This is a genomic window from Vreelandella neptunia, from assembly GCF_034479615.1.
GTDB classification, from domain to species: domain Bacteria; phylum Pseudomonadota; class Gammaproteobacteria; order Pseudomonadales; family Halomonadaceae; genus Vreelandella; species Vreelandella neptunia.
Genome location: NZ_CP140255.1, coordinates 3,991,334 through 4,007,410, shown reverse-complemented (window position 1 = coordinate 4,007,410; position 16,077 = coordinate 3,991,334). Strand labels below are relative to the sequence as shown.

Below are 16,077 nucleotides of genomic sequence, written 5' to 3'. Positions count from 1 at the left end.
GGCCGGTGCATACAAATGGAGCGCTAACAATGACAACAGCAACGACAACCGCAATGAAAACATCTCGCCAGGTAGGTCTCGTCGGCGTCGGCCTGATGGGTCATGGGATCGCCAGCAGTCTCCTACGCGCAGGCCATCAGGTTAGCTTTCTGAATCACTCCGGTAACCAGCCAGCAGATGACCTACTGGCAGCCGGTGCCAGCGCGCTGAATACAGGACGGGAGGTGGCCCAGAGCGCTGAGGTGGTGATTCTGTGCGTCACCGGCTCGCCTCAAGTAGAAGCCGTACTGTTTGAATCCAACGGCGTATTAGCGGGGTTAAAGCCCGGTTGTGTCGTGGTGGATTGCTCCACCGCGCTGCCCAGCTCAACCGAAAAAGTCGCTGCTCGCGTGACTGCTGCGGGCGGGCGCTTTATGGATGCGGCCATGACGCGCACCCCCAAAGAGGCAGCTGAGGGGCGGCTTAACTTGATCGTCGGCGCGCCGAAGGCGCTGTTTGATGAAACGCTGCCACTACTGCAGAGCTTTGCTGAAAACATTGCCCATGCGGGCGATGTTGGCGCGGGGCACACCCTTAAGCTGCTGCATAACTTTGTCTCTTTGGGCTTTTCGGCCGTATTGGCTGAGGCCACGGCTGCATCTCGCAAAGCGGGTATCAGTGATAGTGCATTGCTAGAGGTACTGGGAGCCGGTGGCGGTGGTGGGGTCGTGCTCGAGCGGCTACGCCCCTACATCGCTGACAATGACCCTTCAGGGTTTAAGTTTAGCGTTGCCAATGCCAGCAAAGACCTGGGTTATTACCACACCATGACCGAAGATCTCGCCGTAGAGGGAGGTATCGCCGAAGCCGTTCACAACCTGTATACATCGGTTGAAGATCAAAGCCTTCCAATACCCGCGCTAATCGGTGTGCTTGAGCGGCGTTAAGGTAGAGAATGACTCAACCGTTGTTATCTCTACTGGCCTTTCCATACGCCGCCAAAAACACATCCACGGCGCTACTGATCTGGCGGTGAAGCTCCTCATCGCTGGGCGATTGACGTACACCCATGCTGACTTCTGTGACCAGCATACCTTGCCACATGCTGCACAGTTGGTCGGCGGCAAGGGTGTGCGCACCAAGCGTTAAATGCCCGGCGTTGGCCAGTCTTTCTAGCTTTTCCTGTAGCCATTGTTGCATGGCCCAGGGGCCTGCCTCGAAATAAGCCTTTAACAGCTCCGGGTACTGCTCGCCCTGGGCGCTCATTGCTCGCTCAACCGCCAGCACCTGGGGCTCTAATAAAAAGCGTACTAGGCTAATGCCGACCTCAATCAGCGATTGGCGCACTGCCTCGTGGGTGTCGGGCAGCTTATTTAATCCGTTGCGGATGGTCTCAGTTTCGCGGCGTATCACACTGCCAAACAGTGCCTCTTTGGTCACAAAGTGGCCGTAGACTGTAACTTTGGAAACCCCCGCTTCTCGGGCAACGGCTTCCATCGTTACCCCCTCTAAGCCGTGGCGGAAAAACAGACACGCCGCCGCATCCATCATGGCATTCCGTTTAGCCATATCCTTGGGGCGGCCAGCGCGGCGCTTTGGTTGAGGCGATGTAGGTTGAAAATCTGTCATGCGATGCAATCCATGCTCATCGAGCAAATAAATATTGAACGTACGCGTACAAATATTATAGTGAACGGTATCGTTCAAGAATAAACCATTTCGAGGCCATTATGGGTAGGTTATTAGCGTCTTCTTGGCGCCTCCGACTGGGCGGCACGCTGGCGGTGCTGTTGATGCTAGGTGCCACACTGGCGGCGGTGTCTTTCCTCTCCAGCCAGCACAGCAGTGCTCAGCAGGCCCACGAGCAAGGCTCTGATAACGCCCTGCTCCAGGTGGCGACAGTGGCCCTGGAGCAAGCCGAGCAACTGCAGCGAGATGTGCGCTTAACCGGTCGTGTGGTGGCGCGCCAGTCGGTATCGCTGGCGTTCGAACCCGCGGGGCGGGTTAGTGCTGTATCAGTAGACAGAGGCGATGCGGTTGAACAGGGGGATGTGCTTGCCACGCTGGATACCCGCCGATTGGAAAGCCGCTTAGCGGAGGTAGCTGCACGCAGTGAAGAAGCTCGTGCCAGCCTCGCCCTGGCTCAGCGCCAGGAGGAGCGTGAAGCACAGCTCAACCAGAATAACTTTGCCAGCCGCACGGCGCTGGATCAGGCCCGGACAGATCGACTCACCCTCCAGGCTCGCCTGGCGGCGCTAGCAGCCGAGCGCGATAGCCTTACCGCCGATTTGGATGACAGCACGTTAAAAGCGCCCTTTGCGGGGCGAGTGATTGAGCGCCATATCAGTGTCGGCAGCTTGGTGAGTAGCGGCACTACCGCTTTCGATCTTATCGACGTCGAGCAGTTAGAAGCGCATCTTGGCCTACCCGCAGCGCTGGCCGCGACGTTTGCTCCTAATGAGGCCGTTGAGCTGATGGTGAACGGTGAGGAAGTCAGCGGTGAGATACGCGCTCGGCTCCCCCAGGTTGATAGCGACAGCCGCACCCAGACGCTGGTGGTGTCGCTGGAAGCCCCGGATCAAGCCGTGCCCGGCGATCTGGCAGAGCTGCGCTACACGATCACAGAGCCCGCAAACGGCTACTGGGTGCCGTTGGATTCTCTACAAGCCGCCGACCGTGGCCTTTGGAACGTATTGGTGGCCGAGCCGTTAGAGAACGATCACTACCGTGTGGCCCAGGCCAGCGTGGAGCTGCTGCATAGCGAAGGCGACCAAGCCTTTGTGCGTGGCACGCTAGCGCCGGGCATGCGGCTGATTACCAGCGGCACCCACCGTGTAACGCCAGGCCAGCAGGTCACGCTGAGCGAGGAAGTGACCCATGAAGCGCCTTGAGTGGTTATTTAACCGGCGATTGTTAGCGCTAGCCCTGGGCCTTCTTGTTGTCGCTGGGCTGTCGGCCATTCAAACGCTGCCACGTGCGGAAGACCCCCATTTAGTGGCGCGCATGGCCACTGTACTAGCGCCTTTTCCAGGCGCCACCCCCGAGCAGGTCGAAGCGTTAGTGGCGCGTCCCATTGAGGATGAGCTGCGCACTATCGCTGAGATTAACGTGCTGGAATCCACCTCACGCCAGGGCATTGCGGTGATTAGCCTTGAGCTTGAGGACGAAGTGACCAACGTGACGCCGGTGTGGAGCCGCGTACGGGACAAACTGGCCGATGTCGCCCCGACACTGCCTGACGGCGTGCAAACGCCGGAGCTGCTGGATGATCGAGGCTACGCATTTAGCATCGTGGCCGCACTGCGCTGGACACTCGACTCCCCACCCAATGCCCAACTGATGGAGCGCTACGCCGAGCGCTTGGAAGCAGCGTTTAGAAACGTCCCTGGCACGGAGTATACCCACCGCTTCGGCGTGGCGGGGGAGCAGGTAGAGGTGAGCGTTAACCCGCTTGAACTGAACGCCCTAGGGCTTTCCGTCGGGCAGTTAGCGGCCACGATTGAGGCAAGCGATGGACGACGTGCCGCAGGTGAAGTGGTCACCGACGGCCACCGCCTGACGGTGGGGTTAAGCGGTGAGTTCGATGCGCTCGATAGGCTGCGTGAGATAGAAGTCGCGACTCGGCAGGGGCACACCGTAAGGCTTGGCGAGTTGGCTGAGCTACGCCGCGGCGTGCAAGACCCGCCAGCCGCGGTGGCGCTGCTTAACGGCGAACGAGCGGTATATGTCGGCTCACGCATGGCACCCGGTCAGCGAATTGATAGCTGGGTGGAGAAAGCCCAGCAGCAGTTGGCGGTGTTCGCCGATGAGTTGCCTGTCGGTATCGCGGTTGAAGAGGTTTTCGAGCAGGCCAGTTACACCAACCAGCGCTTAAGTGACGTGGCTGGCAGTCTACTGATTGGGCTAGTGCTGGTGGTGGCGATTCTATTTCTGACCATGGGCTGGCGCTCGGCGGTGACGGTGGGGTTGGCGATTCCCGCCACGGCCCTGCTCACCCTGGCGTTCTTCAAGCCGCTGGGTATCGATATCCACCAGATGAGCATTACCGGCATTATCGTGGCGCTGGGGCTAATGGTCGACAATGCCATTGTGATGACCAACGCCCTGCGCGAGCGTTTTTTGAAAGGCGATTCAGCGCTTGCTGCTACCCGGGACACGCTGCGCCACTTAACGGTGCCGCTGCTGGCCAGCACCTTAACCACCATATTGGCGTTTATGCCGATTGTGTTAATGCCAGGCCCAGCAGGGGAGTTTGTGGGGCCCCTGGCCATGGCGGTGATGGTCGCGCTGGTAAGTTCTTATCTGGTCTCTTTGCTGTTGGTGCCAGCGCTGTCGCCCATGCTGCTAGCCAGGGTTGCCGATCACCCTCCAGCGCCTCGAGATAACGGCGTCAGTGGGATGCTCAAGCGCGGTTTTCGCCGTACGGTACGCAGTGCGCTGCGTCACCCGTGGGCCGCCATGATTATCACCCTGTGCGTGCCGGTGGGCGGTATGGCGTTGATGCCCACCCTGGACGTGGCGTTTTTCCCACCCGCAGACCGCGACCAGTTTCACATTGAGGTGCGCTTGCCCCCCGCCAGCAGTATGGCCAACACCGAAGCACTGGCCCAGGAGGTCGAGGCCATGATTCGTGAGCTGCCGGGCATCACCCGCGTCTCGGCGTTTGTCGGTGAAAGCGCGCCAATGATGTACTACAACGTGCTTACCAATGAGGATAACAACCCGGCATTTTTGCACCTGATTGTGGACACAGCGTCTTTACAAATCACTAACCAACGGGTGCCCGCCTTACAGCAGGCGCTTGATCGGCGTTTCCCCCAGGCCCAAAGCGTAGTGCGCAAGTATGAGCAGGGGCCACCGTTTAAAGCCCCCATTGAACTACGTGTCTATGGTGATGACTTAGCAGTGCTGTCATCGCTGGGACTTGAACTAGCGGGCCTAATGCACCAACTGCCTCAGGTGACCCATGTGCGCGCTGGCATGCAGCGTGATTTGCCCAGGTTAACCCTGGATATCGACCACACCGCACTGAGTGATGCGGGGCTAACGCCGCAGCGGCTAGCGGAACAAGTGGGGGCCGCGCTCTCGGGGCAATCAGCAGGCATGCTGCTGGAGGACACCCAGCAACTGCCGGTGCGGGTGCGCTACGCTGATGAGTGGCGTACTAACGCTGAACAGCTGGCGGCGCTACGCCTGGTCAGCGACCAAGTGGCTGAGGGCCTGCCACTGGCGGCGGTGGCAGAGGTGTCGCTCACGCCTGCCTGGAGTGTGATTACCCGGCGTAACGCGGAGAGGGTGCAGTTGGTACAAGGGTACCTGGTGGCCGACGCTCTTCCGGCGGTCTCCATGGCCCAGCTGGATGCCAAAGTTCAGGCGGCGTTGGCGTCGGGAGCGTTTCAATTGCCCCCGGGTTACCGAATCGAAATCGGTGGTGAAGCCGCCGAGCGAGATGAAGCTGTAGGCAAGTTGCTTGCCTCGGTGGTGCTGTTGGTCATCGCCATGGTAGCCACCGTGGTATTGGCATTTAACTCCTTCCGCCGTGCCGCTATCGTATTTATTGCTGGCGCCCAGGCGATGGGTATGGGCATTGTGGCGCTGCTACTAAGCGGACATGCGTTTGGCTTTGTGATTATCGTCGGCATTATGGGGCTGGTAGGGGTAGCGATTAATGCCACTATTATCATTATTGCTGCCTTTGATGACGATGAAGCCGCCCGCCGAGGCGATATCGATGCCATGCTGGCGGTGATCAGTGGCCCCACCAGCCGGCATATCGTTTCGACCACGGTCACTACCTTTGCAGGCTTAATTCCGCTGATGTTGGCTACCGGCGGGCTATGGCCCCCGTTCGCGCAAACCGTGGGTTTTGGACTACTCTTAGCGACGCTGGTGTCGTTTTTCTTTACCCCTGCGCTTTATCGGCTGTGGGTATCGAGACCTGCTGACGCTTAGCACTTTGTCCGCACGACTATTTTACAAGGATGGGTCAATAGACCGTATCAACAATCGGTCAAAAACAACCGTCATAACCGACGGCTACAGCGGTTTATCGCGTGGCGAAAAGCCCATGTGGGAGGCCAATTGATTGGGCGACGGCGGCGATAGCCGCCCTTAGTCTGCCGGGGCAACGGTGCCCCTATCATCACGAGCTAAAGCTCCCTCCCACTAGTCAAGCTGCCCTTAGCCTCCTCAGGTTAGCAGCTTGAACGTTTTGGTGGTTTTAGCCTATAGCTGATTAAACCCGGCGAAGCAGGCTTAAGCCGGGTCGCGATCAATCGCGAACGCTGACCATGCCTGACGAACGGTCATGATTTCCAAACGATTGATGTTGATATGGGCGGGCAGCGTAGCCAAGTAGTAAAGCTGCTCGGCGATATCTTCCGCTTGTAGTGGCGTTGTACCCCGGTAAAGTGCATCCGAAGCGGCCTGGTCGCCTTTAGTTCTGACCAGCGTGAACTCGGTTTCCGCCATGCCGGGCGCCAGGTCAGTAACCCGCACGCCAGTACCTAGCAGATCGCAGCGCAGGTTATAGCTGAACTGTTGAACAAAGGCTTTCGACGCCCCATACACATGCCCGCCTGGATACGGCCACTGACCCGCCACCGAGCCGAGATTGAGAATACTCGCGCCTTTACCGGTTTTCAGCAGCAGCGGCAGCGCCGCGTGAGTGACGTTGACCAACCCGGTGATATTGGTGTCGATCATGGTGTGCCAATCCTCTAGCGCCACCTTTTGCGCCGGTTGCGGTGCCAGTGCCAATCCCGCATTGTTGATTAAACATGTGAGCGGCAGAAACTCCTCTGGCAGACCACTAATCGCCGTTGTTACCGCATCACTGTCGCGGACATCCAGCGCCAGTGTTAGCACGGGCACCTGCTCGGAAAGCTCCTCCTCGAGTGCTTTTAGGCGCTCTACGCGTCGCCCGGTTAATATCAACGACCAGCCCGCTTTGGCAAAGCGCTGGGCAGCCGCTTTGCCAAACCCTGACGTCGCTCCGGTAATAAGTACGCTAGGCATTGCTGTATCTCCACGTTATTCAAGCTATTTAAAGGCAAATAATTAAAGGCGATGGGTGCGTTCTTACATCACTGTAGGCAACGCAGGTTCAAGCCTTTAGAGCCAGTTAGCGGCTGCCATTGTGACATCGCGGTTTTCCACTACGCCTGTCCCGTTGGCATGTAACGACTGGCCCTACAGCCTAACCGGTTGACTCACTAGGCTGGCAAGCACGCTATTTCTAAACGGGTTAATTAGGGTGCTTGCTATGAATACCAATATTGCCGCTTCACATCCACCCGAAAGCGGTGTGGATAATACTTATGTACACACCCTAGACCGCCAGTATGTGTTCCACTCCTGGGCGCAGCAAGGAAGTTTAGACCCCATGGTGATCGCAGGGGCTGAGGGGTGCCGGGTGTGGGACTACGTAGGGCGCTCGTATCTGGATTTTAGTAGCCAGTTAGTCAATACCAATATTGGCCATCAGCACCCCAAGGTGGTAAGCGCGATTCAAGCCCAGGCCGCGAGCCTGTGTACCATTGCCCCAGCCCATGCCAACTTAGCTCGGGGCGAAGCGGCCAAACGTATTATCGCTAAGGCGCCCGCTGGGTTTAGTAAGGTGTTTTTCACCAATGCGGGCGCGGATGCCAATGAAAATGCTATTCGCATGGCGCGTCTTTATACCGGGCGAAGCAAAATCCTTTCCGCCTACCGCTCCTATCACGGCAATACCGGTTCAGCGATTGCCGCCACCGGCGATTGGCGGCGTGTGCCCAACGAGTATGCCAGCGGCCACGTGCACTTCTTCAACCCTTACCTCTATCGCAGCGAGTTTTGGGCACGCAATGAAGAGGAGGAGTGCGAGCGGGCGCTGCAACACCTGCGCCGGGTGATTGAGTGCGAAGGTGCTAATGCGGTCGCGGCCATCCTGCTGGAAACCATCCCCGGTACTGCTGGCGTGCTGTTACCCCCGAAGGCGTATCTTCAGGGGGTTAGAAAACTCGCCGATGAGTTCGGTATTGTACTGATTCTCGATGAAGTAATGGCTGGCTTCGGTCGCACGGGACGTTGGTTTGCCTTTGAACATTACGACATGGCGCCGGACTTAATCGTCTTCGCCAAAGGGGTGAACTCGGGCTATGTGCCCGCCGGGGGCGTGATTATCTCTGAACCCATCTCACGCTATTTCGATGACCACTTTTTTGTCGGCGGTCTGACGTATTCCGGTCACCCGCTGGCAATGGCGGCGATAGTCGCGACCCTGGATGCGATGGAAGCGGAGGGCGTGGTTGAAAATGCTGACGCGATGGGTAATGGTCCGTTAGCCGCAGGCTTGCAACAGCTTGCCGAGCGATACGCGATCATCGGTGATTGGCGCGGGGTTGGTGTATTTCATGCTTTGGAGCTCGTCAGCGACCCGGTTTACAAAACGCCACTGCCAGGGGCGGAAGTGTTGAAACTCAAGCAGCAATTAATGGAAAACGGGCTGCTGGTCTTTACCGTTGAGAACCGCCTCCATGTGGTGCCGCCGTGTATCGTGACGGCCGCTGAAGTGGAGGAGGGCTTAGCCATCCTGGATCGCGTGTTGAAAAACTATACGGCATCACGATAGATGAGGGGGTTAAGTGCTTAGGGCGTTATCGTAGGCGAGGCCCAGGCGCTGTATGCCTGGGTCTATACGCTCCCTCTTGATGGCGCCAAACCCTAGCCGGAAAAAGCGCCGCGGCGGGGCGGCATCGAAAAAGTGCTGGAAGCCGGGTTCAATCAGCACACCCCGCTGGGCGGCATGCCAGGCTAGCCGCTGAGTATCAATGCTAGCGTCCGCTTCCATCCAGAAGGCGCTGGAGCGATTGCTGCTGTGGCTGAGGCAGCCGGGCAATGCCTGATCAATGGCAATCCGCATCGCGTCTCGCCTCCGGTCGATCTCCTCCACATGAAGTTTGAGGTAGCGCTCGTAATAGCCTTGAGAAATAAACTGCGCCAGCTGGTGCTGTAACGCGGCGGGTGGGTGCCGGTACATCATACGGCGCAGCGCTCGCAGCTCGTCGATCACTTCGGCGTCGGCCACTACATATCCCATGCGCAGCCCAGGTGAGAGCGCTTTGGATAAGCTGCCCATGTAGATGATTCGGGCGCTCTGCGCGCTGGCTTTGAGCGCTGGCAGCGCGAACTGGTCGCCATGAATCTCGGCGTCGTAGTCATCCTCAATCACGATTTGGTCGCGCTGGTGTAGCTGGGCCAGCAGGGCCTCGCGCCGCTCGCGGCTCATGGTTACGCCCGTGGGCACCTGATGACTGGGCATGACGTATAGATAGTCGCACTGCTGAGACCCCTCAAGACACATGCCCTCCATATCCACGGTTTGGTACTGAAGGCTGGCACCGCGCTGGGCAAACACATTCATTGCCTCGCGGTAACCGGGGGATTCCAGGGCCACGCAGGTACCTTGATGGCAGAGCAGTTGCGCGATCAAATAGAGTGCATTTTGCGTCCCCATGGTGATCAGAATTTCTTCTGAGCGAGCAAAAATTCCCCGACGTGGCAAAATACGTTTACGCAATTGCTCAATCAGGAGCGGGTCATCCTGGTCAACACGATCTCGCAGCCAGGGTTTATCGCGTTGCGAACTCAATAAGCGCCGAGAGACATCGCGCCACTGGGCTAATGGAAAAAGTCGCGTATCTAACTGGCCGTAAATAAACGGATAAGCGTATTCCGACCAATTACCGGGTTTGAGAATTCCCTGGTAGTTAGTCGGGCGTTGAGTAATCCGTTTGTGCCAGTTTGGTGCACTTATTGCGCCGTTATTGTGCTCAGTTAACGCTGTTAGTGATGAATTAAGCGTTGATTGAGGGTCATTATAATCAGGGTGTAAATAGTAGCCGCTACGGGGACGGCTTATTAAATAGCCATCCTCGACCAGCTTTTCGTAAACAATCGCCACCGTATTACGCGAAATTCCCAGCTGTTGCGACAGCTTGCGACAGGAGGGCAGCGCATCTTCGCTGGGTAAACTGCCCATACGAATCGCTTCCAGCAGCGTTTTGCGTAGCTGTTCTTGCAGGCAGGGGCCAGCGTTAGGGTCGACCTCAAGACACAGCGATGTCATGCACATCTCCTCTTCAAAATCCTGGCTATCTAGCCCGGTCAATCAAGCATCTCTCCTTAAACAAAGCATCTTTCGTGCCAGCTCTGTTGTCGGCAGTGGCTATCGGCAACTGTCCTTTTAATTTGCGCTAACTGGCTCTAATCGCTGAGAGGATAAAAACCTAGGGTGAAGTCAGCTTCTGCATATCGCCCAACCGTTTGCAGACCCACTGCAAACCCAAAGGCGAGCGATGTTTTGACTGCTTTTTCGAAAAGCGTATTTTTGAAAACCTAGGGGATATCGGACGATGAAAAAAATAACTGCCTTAGCTTCCGCAATAAGCATCGGCGCACTTGCTTTAAGTGCTTCACTGACCGTTTCCGCTGCGGACTTAGAAGAAATAGAGAACCGTGGCTATATGAGTGTGGCCACTGAAGATAACTACGCGCCGTTTAACTTTATGAGTGGCAGCGACCCCGATGGCTTTATCAAGGATATATTGATCGAACTGGAGGAGTACGCGGACTTCGAGATCCGCCAGGATATTTTGCCGTGGACAGGGCTTTTGGCGTCGGTTTCATCGGGCCAGTACGACATGGCGCTTACCGGCGCGTCGGTGACCGACGAACGCCTGCGGGTTTTCAACTACGCGCCGCCGTTTGCCTCTGCCCAACACTTCTACATCAAGCGCGCGGGCGATGACCGTATCAACAGCGTCGAAGATTTAAGCGGCATGACGCTGGGGGTTCAAGCGGGCAGTGCACTGCTATCGCGCCTGCCAGAGCTGGAAGTCATGCTGGAAGAGAGCGGTGGCGAGTTGGGCGATGTGATGGAGTATGAGGCCTATCCAGAAATCTACGCTGACCTGGCCAATGGTCGTGTCGATTACGTGATTAACTCCATCGTGCCGGTGAATGACCTGATCCGTGAGCGGCCTGATGTATTTGAAGCGGGTCAAGCCGTTTCCGGCCCAGGTTTCGTGGCCTGGCCGATGCCTAAAGACAGTCCAGAACTGCTGACCTATATCACCGACTTTATGAGCCACCTACGTGATTCTGGCCGCCTAGCCGAGCTACAGGAAAAGTGGTTTGGCGAGTCCTTTGATGACCTGCCGACAACCCCTATCACCTCAGTGGAAGAGTTCCACGAAATGGCCGGTATGTAAGCCATCACATTCGCCTGCCGCCCGGCCTGGGCGGCGGTTTTCTTATCGCGAATTAGGGGGTGAGCATGGACAGCAGCGCATGGGGGCTTCTCATCCAGGGCGCCTGGACAACGCTTTGGATATCCGGCATATCCATTGCCATCGGTGTGGTAATGGGGTTGCTGATTGCCTTATTAAGAGTGGCCAAAATCCCCGTTCTGCATCAGCTGCTAGGCGTTTATATTAGCTTAGCAAGGGCCACGCCGCTGGTAACGTTGGTGCTGTTTATCTTCCTAACCGCACCGACCATGGGCATTAATCTCAACCGCAATGTGGCCGGTATTATTGCGCTAACTCTCAATACCACTGCGTTTAACGCCGAAATTTGGCGCTCTGCCTTTAACAACTTCTCCAAAGAGCAGCGTGAGGCGGCCCTGGCCATTGGCATGACGCCGTGGGTCTATTTTCGCCGCATTATGCTGCCGCAAATCACCATTACCAGCCTGCCGGGCTTGGTCAATGAGATGTCGTTTCTGATTAAAGGCAGCCCCGCTATCGCGGTCATCGGTGTTGTCGACCTGACCCGCGTGACCAACCGCATTTCAGCGGTGACCTACGACCCTCTGCCGCCGATTTTAGCGGCCGCGGTGCTGTATATGCTGATCATCAGCCTGCTGGTCTGGCTTCAACGCCTGGCTGAGCGCAAAGCCAGTCGATTGGCCGTCTAATCCGGCCATTAGGGAGCCTTTATGAGTAATTGGGACATTCTTTGGTCGTCTTATGACGTATTTTTAAGCGGTTTTTATAACACCTTAAAGCTATTTGGTTTATCCGCTGTGCTGGCTTTTCTAATGGGTAGCGCCATGGTGTTTTTATTGGAGGGTTCCCGCCCACGGTTAAAGATTCCGCTGCGGATTTTTATCGATGGCATGCGCATGCTGCCATTTTTGATCCTGGCCTACCTGCTGTATTACGGCCTGCCCAGTGCAGGCATCCGCATGAGTGCCTGGACGGCCGGGATTATCGCCCTGGTGATGTACCACGGTGCATACTTCGCAGAGATTCTGCGCGGCTGCCGCGCTACCTTCGCCCAAGGGCAGGTAGAGGCAGCCATCGCCCAAGGATTTTCGCAGCCCCAAATGTTTATGCGCATTATCTTGCCGCAGCTGATTTTGAAAACCCGCGGCTTGCTGGGCAATCAACTGATTATCCTGCTCAAAGACACTGCCTTTCTGGTGATTATCACCGTTCGCGAACTCACCGCGGCGGCGAGCAGCCTGTCGAGCACCTACTTCATTCCCATGGAAGCGTTCATCGTGGTGATCGGCTTCTACTGGCTAATCAGTATTGGTTTAGAACTGTTTATCAAAATGATTGGCCGTTTTGGCGCCAAGCGAGGATTCGAAAATGCCTGAGACCGCCGCTGTTAGTATTCGTAACCTTTCCAAAAGCTTCGATGGCACTGAAGTGCTGCGGGATGTATCGCTGGAAGTTCAGCCCGGCGAAGTGGTGAGTATTTTGGGCTCATCAGGTTCGGGTAAATCTACCCTGCTGCGCTGCATTAACTGGCTTGAGCAACCCGACCGGGGCGACATCCGTATCGACGGTGACCGTATCGGCGTGAGTGACACTGGAAAACCCATGTCGCGCCGTGAGCTGGCAGGCATGCGCGCGCGCTTGGGCATGGTGTTCCAGGGCTTTAACCTCTGGCCTCATTTAAGCGTGCTGCGCAATGTCACCGAAGCGCCTGTTCATGTTCAGGGGCTAAGCAAAGCCGAGGCTGACGAGCGGGCCATGGCGCTGCTCGAAAAAGTCGGTATGGCCGACAAACGCGAACAGTACCCCTACACGCTTTCGGGCGGGCAGAAGCAGCGGGTAGCGATTGCGCGGGCTCTCGCCATGCAGCCCAAGGTGATGCTGTTCGATGAGCCCACATCAGCCCTCGACCCTGAGCTGGTGGGGGAAGTGCTTGGGGTGATCAAAGACCTTTCAAAAGAGGGCTACACCATGGTGCTGGTGACCCACGAAATGGAGTTCGCCCGGGCAGTCTCCGATCAAGTGGTCTTCCTGGATAAAGGCATCATTATTGAAAAATCCCACCCCAGCGAGTTCTTCGAGAACCCTAAAACCGACCGAGTAAGGCGCTTTTTGGAACTTGAGGCGCCAGCGGTGTGAGTCAAGCATTGATCTCAGCGAAATTGAGCGGGATATCGCTAATTGGAGAGCATCTAGGCTGACAGAAGGGGCAGCGTTGCACTAGACTGAGATATACATACACAGGAGGCGCTTTATGGGCACCCCACTGGATCCGATCATCAGCGAATTTGAGACGCAGGAGCAGGCAGACAGCTACCAACGCTGGTTCCGCGAGCGCGTACAAGCCAGCCTGGATGATCCCAGGCCTTCAATTCCCCACGATGACGTGATGGGTGAAATGCGTGAATTGATCGCTAAACGTCGCGATGCTGCTAGTTGAGTGGCGCCCCCAAGCCCGCGAATCGATGTGGGCGATCCTCGACTATCTCAGCCAACGTAACCCCTACGCCGCCGAAGCACTTTATCAAGCCATTGAAGAAGCGACCGAGGCGCTACCTCAGCATCCATACCTGTATCGCCCAGGTCGTGTGGTTGGTACCCGAGAAGCCGTGGTGCACCCAAACTATATTGTGGTTTACCGCTTAGCAGCAGGCTGTATTGAGATCGTTAACGTCCTGCACGCACGCCAGGAATACCCTTAGCTAATAATTACCCCAACTGCCTGCGCCAGCGGTTCTCAATGGTATCCAGCTCTGCCGGGCCGTAGTGCGCATGATCATGCGCTCCGTAGTAGGCCCATAATTGATCACCGTAATCGAAGTGCCACCATTCGCTGGGTAGGTTGGTGAAGCCTTGTTGATGCAGGGTGTGATACAGCAGGCGGCGGTTATCCCGCGCCTTATGTTGCTGCGGGGTAAGCATTTCCAGCGTTTCGAAATAGTCGCTATGGGAGGCGGGAATCGCTTCATCAAATAGGGTGCCCATATCCAGCGGCAGGCCATCGGCATCACAGAGCGTGACATCGACGGCGCCGCCGGTGAGGTGCGGGCTGGGGGCTAAAGGGTCGCGGCTGGGTACCGATACGAACTCCCGCGTGCGTTCCAATAGCTCCGCTTCGCTGAGATCTGGATGGTGGTGGTGGATGGCTTCATTAAGGGTATCAAACAAGTACTGCTGCACCCGCCATGGCCGCCAGCCATCTAGTACGATTAAACCGATGCCGTCGGGTAAGCTGCGTGCTGCAGCGAGTAGCGCGCGATAAACCCCCTCACGAACGAAACACTCCGGTACTGCACCTGGAATGCCCAGCCTAGCATAGGCGGGGAACACGCTGACCGGTGCCGGGGCGAGGCTCATCGGTACCAGGCGCTCGCCGTTATATTTAATGGGCGCACGGCGCAGCTTTTCCCAGCAGGGGGCAGGGTGGCTGGGGATAGGCGGCAAGGCCTTCAATAGTGTGTTCAAAGGCATCATGTTATCCAAGCTGGTTATCAAAACCAGGTTATTAAAACTGATTGTCAAAATTGCGTAGGCAGCCAAAGCGTCAGCGATGGAAAAAGAATGAGTAGAATAAGTACCGCAATCGCCGTCAGCACAAAGGGCCAAATGGTTCTAAATAGCGACACTATCTCAAGCCGACTAACCGCGGCGGCCACGAATACACAGGCGCCCAAGGGTGGCGTGATTAACGCAATGGTAATGTTCAGCGTGATGATGACGCCCAGGTGAATGGGATCGATACCCGCCATCATGGCCACTGGTGCAAAGATAGGCGTCAGTAGCATCAACGCCGACACCTCTTCCATAAACATGCCCGTTATAAAGGTAATGGCACTAAGTAGCAGTAGGATTAATACGGCGTTATCTATGTAAGGGGATAACAGCGAGACAAATTGCGCGGGCACCTGCGCATAGGAGAGCAGCCAGCTAATCGTCGCCGAGGCTGCCATGATGAGAAAAATCGCTGAGGTTAAGCGCGCCGTATCGACGATAGCTTGCCAGCACTCTTGAAGACGTAACCCTCCCAGCACGAAGCCACATAGGGCCACATACAGCGCTGTCAACGCGCCCGACTCGGTCGGCGTTACAAAGCCCAGCACGATGCCCGCAACGATAATGAAGGGGGCGATAAGTGCAGGCAGGGCGGCTACGAAGGCTATGCCAAGTTGGCCGAGTGAGGGCAACTGACCACTTTTGGGCAACCGGTGGCGCCAGGCATACCAAGCGTTCATGCCCATAAAGGCAACGCCCAGTAGCAGCCCCGGCACGACGCCTGCCAGGAATAGATCGCCTACCGAGGTGTTGGTCAGTGAGGCGTAGAGAATCATAAAGATACTGGGTGGAATAATCGGGCCGATCATCGAACTGCCGGCGGTCAACCCAGCGGCAAAGGCCCGTGAGTAGCCCTCCTTCTCCATGGCAGGTACTAAAAGCGATCCCAATGCCGAGGTGTCCGCCACCGCTGAGCCGTTGACGCCTGCGAAGAATACGCTTGAAACCACATTGACATGACCCATGCCGCCCCGCAAATGCCCTACCATCAGGCGGGCGAGCCCCATCAAGCGTTCGGTTAAGCCGCTGACGTTCATCAGGTTGCCTGCAAAGATGAACAGTGGAATCGCCATCAGGGAGAACACATTGATACCGCTAAAGAATTGCTGGGGCAGCATACGAGGGATCATCGAGGGGTCGACAAACAGAAAGCCCACTATCGCGGTGGTCAGCAGCGCTATAAACAGAGGCAGCCCAAGCAAAACGTGGCCTAGGAACACCGCCAGCATAGTTAAAATCATAAGGAGTCCTCAACGGTCTTCATAGAGAGTCCTCAACG

At 56.7% G+C, this 16,077-nt stretch carries 15 protein-coding genes; 10 read left to right on the top strand and 5 right to left on the bottom strand.

Annotated features, from left to right (window positions below; translation table 11 throughout):
* The first annotated feature begins 53 nt into the window (after window positions 1–53).
* A complete protein-coding gene (locus SR894_RS18585; protein ID WP_223288577.1) occupies window positions 54–926 on the top strand; it encodes an NAD(P)-dependent oxidoreductase in 873 nt (290 codons plus the stop codon).
* Between the two features lie 13 nt (window positions 927–939).
* Here the strand turns inward: SR894_RS18585 and SR894_RS18580 are convergent, their stop codons facing one another.
* Window positions 940–1,608 (bottom strand): TetR/AcrR family transcriptional regulator, encoded by a 669-nt coding sequence (locus SR894_RS18580; protein ID WP_223288464.1) that lies wholly within the window; start codon window positions 1,606–1,608, stop codon window positions 940–942.
* 101 nt (window positions 1,609–1,709) lie between these two features.
* Between SR894_RS18580 and SR894_RS18575 the strand changes: the two genes are divergently transcribed.
* Both SR894_RS18575 and SR894_RS18570 read left to right on the top strand, forming a co-directional pair.
* Complete coding sequence (locus SR894_RS18575) at window positions 1,710–2,870, top strand: efflux RND transporter periplasmic adaptor subunit (RefSeq protein WP_223288463.1); 1,161 nt, start codon at window positions 1,710–1,712, stop codon at window positions 2,868–2,870.
* Window positions 2,857–5,931 (top strand): efflux RND transporter permease subunit, encoded by a 3,075-nt coding sequence (locus tag SR894_RS18570; protein WP_223288462.1) that lies wholly within the window; start codon window positions 2,857–2,859, stop codon window positions 5,929–5,931. The genes SR894_RS18575 and SR894_RS18570 overlap by 14 nt, the downstream gene beginning before the upstream one ends.
* 303 nt (window positions 5,932–6,234) lie before the next feature.
* On the opposite strand, the gene SR894_RS18565 is transcribed toward SR894_RS18570, so the two are convergent.
* The gene (locus tag SR894_RS18565; RefSeq protein WP_223288461.1) at window positions 6,235–6,996 is read right to left on the bottom strand and encodes an SDR family NAD(P)-dependent oxidoreductase; all 762 of its coding nucleotides are present in this window, start codon (window positions 6,994–6,996) and stop codon (window positions 6,235–6,237) included.
* A 247-nt stretch (window positions 6,997–7,243) separates the two neighbouring features.
* On the opposite strand from SR894_RS18565, the gene SR894_RS18560 reads away from it, so the two are divergent.
* A complete protein-coding gene (locus SR894_RS18560) occupies window positions 7,244–8,590 on the top strand; it encodes an aspartate aminotransferase family protein (protein ID WP_246638172.1) in 1,347 nt (448 codons plus the stop codon).
* A 9-nt stretch (window positions 8,591–8,599) separates the two neighbouring features.
* On the opposite strand, the gene pdxR is transcribed toward SR894_RS18560, so the two are convergent.
* Entirely contained in the window at window positions 8,600–10,129 is a 1,530-nt protein-coding gene (pdxR, locus tag SR894_RS18555) for a MocR-like pyridoxine biosynthesis transcription factor PdxR (RefSeq protein WP_223288459.1), read from the bottom strand.
* A 244-nt stretch (window positions 10,130–10,373) separates the two neighbouring features.
* Between pdxR and SR894_RS18550 the strand changes: the two genes are divergently transcribed.
* The 6 genes from SR894_RS18550 to SR894_RS18525 all read left to right on the top strand — a co-directional run bounded on the left by SR894_RS18550 (window position 10,374) and on the right by SR894_RS18525 (window position 13,948).
* Window positions 10,374–11,231 carry a transporter substrate-binding domain-containing protein gene (locus SR894_RS18550; protein WP_223288458.1) on the top strand — a complete coding sequence of 286 codons (858 nt, stop codon included), beginning with the start codon at window positions 10,374–10,376 and terminating at the stop codon, window positions 11,229–11,231.
* 65 nt (window positions 11,232–11,296) lie between these two features.
* Window positions 11,297–11,938: an amino acid ABC transporter permease gene (locus SR894_RS18545; protein WP_071694451.1), complete on the top strand. Its 642-nt coding sequence runs from the start codon at window positions 11,297–11,299 to the stop codon at window positions 11,936–11,938.
* A gap of 21 nt (window positions 11,939–11,959) precedes the next feature.
* Window positions 11,960–12,625 carry an amino acid ABC transporter permease gene (locus tag SR894_RS18540; protein ID WP_071694450.1) on the top strand — a complete coding sequence of 222 codons (666 nt, stop codon included), beginning with the start codon at window positions 11,960–11,962 and terminating at the stop codon, window positions 12,623–12,625.
* A complete protein-coding gene (locus SR894_RS18535) occupies window positions 12,618–13,385 on the top strand; it encodes an amino acid ABC transporter ATP-binding protein (protein WP_223288457.1) in 768 nt (255 codons plus the stop codon). Before SR894_RS18540 ends, SR894_RS18535 begins: the two co-directional genes overlap by 8 nt.
* A gap of 115 nt (window positions 13,386–13,500) precedes the next feature.
* Window positions 13,501–13,686 carry a type II toxin-antitoxin system RelB family antitoxin gene (relB, locus tag SR894_RS18530; protein ID WP_223288456.1) on the top strand — a complete coding sequence of 62 codons (186 nt, stop codon included), beginning with the start codon at window positions 13,501–13,503 and terminating at the stop codon, window positions 13,684–13,686.
* Entirely contained in the window at window positions 13,673–13,948 is a 276-nt protein-coding gene (locus tag SR894_RS18525) for a type II toxin-antitoxin system RelE/ParE family toxin (RefSeq protein ID WP_223288455.1), read from the top strand. Before relB ends, SR894_RS18525 begins: the two co-directional genes overlap by 14 nt.
* A 7-nt stretch (window positions 13,949–13,955) precedes the next feature.
* Here the strand turns inward: SR894_RS18525 and SR894_RS18520 are convergent, their stop codons facing one another.
* Window positions 13,956–14,720: a M15 family metallopeptidase gene (locus SR894_RS18520; RefSeq protein WP_223288454.1), complete on the bottom strand. Its 765-nt coding sequence runs from the start codon at window positions 14,718–14,720 to the stop codon at window positions 13,956–13,958.
* Window positions 14,721–14,764: 44 nt separating this feature from the next.
* Window positions 14,765–16,039 carry a TRAP transporter large permease gene (locus SR894_RS18515; RefSeq protein WP_133731455.1) on the bottom strand — a complete coding sequence of 425 codons (1,275 nt, stop codon included), beginning with the start codon at window positions 16,037–16,039 and terminating at the stop codon, window positions 14,765–14,767.
* Window positions 16,040–16,077 lie beyond the last annotated feature (38 nt).

Coding starts and splice junctions, on each gene's coding strand:
- SR894_RS18585 (WP_223288577.1), top strand. CDS start 54: ATGAAAACATCTCGCCAGGTAGGTCTCGTCGGCGTCGGCCTGATGGGT.
- SR894_RS18580 (WP_223288464.1), bottom strand. CDS start 1,608: ATGACAGATTTTCAACCTACATCGCCTCAACCAAAGCGCCGCGCTGGC.
- SR894_RS18575 (WP_223288463.1), top strand. CDS start 1,710: ATGGGTAGGTTATTAGCGTCTTCTTGGCGCCTCCGACTGGGCGGCACG.
- SR894_RS18570 (WP_223288462.1), top strand. CDS start 2,857: ATGAAGCGCCTTGAGTGGTTATTTAACCGGCGATTGTTAGCGCTAGCC.
- SR894_RS18565 (WP_223288461.1), bottom strand. CDS start 6,996: ATGCCTAGCGTACTTATTACCGGAGCGACGTCAGGGTTTGGCAAAGCG.
- SR894_RS18560 (WP_246638172.1), top strand. CDS start 7,244: ATGAATACCAATATTGCCGCTTCACATCCACCCGAAAGCGGTGTGGAT.
- SR894_RS18550 (WP_223288458.1), top strand. CDS start 10,374: ATGAAAAAAATAACTGCCTTAGCTTCCGCAATAAGCATCGGCGCACTT.
- SR894_RS18545 (WP_071694451.1), top strand. CDS start 11,297: ATGGACAGCAGCGCATGGGGGCTTCTCATCCAGGGCGCCTGGACAACG.
- SR894_RS18540 (WP_071694450.1), top strand. CDS start 11,960: ATGAGTAATTGGGACATTCTTTGGTCGTCTTATGACGTATTTTTAAGC.
- SR894_RS18535 (WP_223288457.1), top strand. CDS start 12,618: ATGCCTGAGACCGCCGCTGTTAGTATTCGTAACCTTTCCAAAAGCTTC.
- relB (WP_223288456.1), top strand. CDS start 13,501: ATGGGCACCCCACTGGATCCGATCATCAGCGAATTTGAGACGCAGGAG.
- SR894_RS18525 (WP_223288455.1), top strand. CDS start 13,673: ATGCTGCTAGTTGAGTGGCGCCCCCAAGCCCGCGAATCGATGTGGGCG.
- SR894_RS18520 (WP_223288454.1), bottom strand. CDS start 14,720: ATGATGCCTTTGAACACACTATTGAAGGCCTTGCCGCCTATCCCCAGC.
- SR894_RS18515 (WP_133731455.1), bottom strand. CDS start 16,039: ATGATTTTAACTATGCTGGCGGTGTTCCTAGGCCACGTTTTGCTTGGG.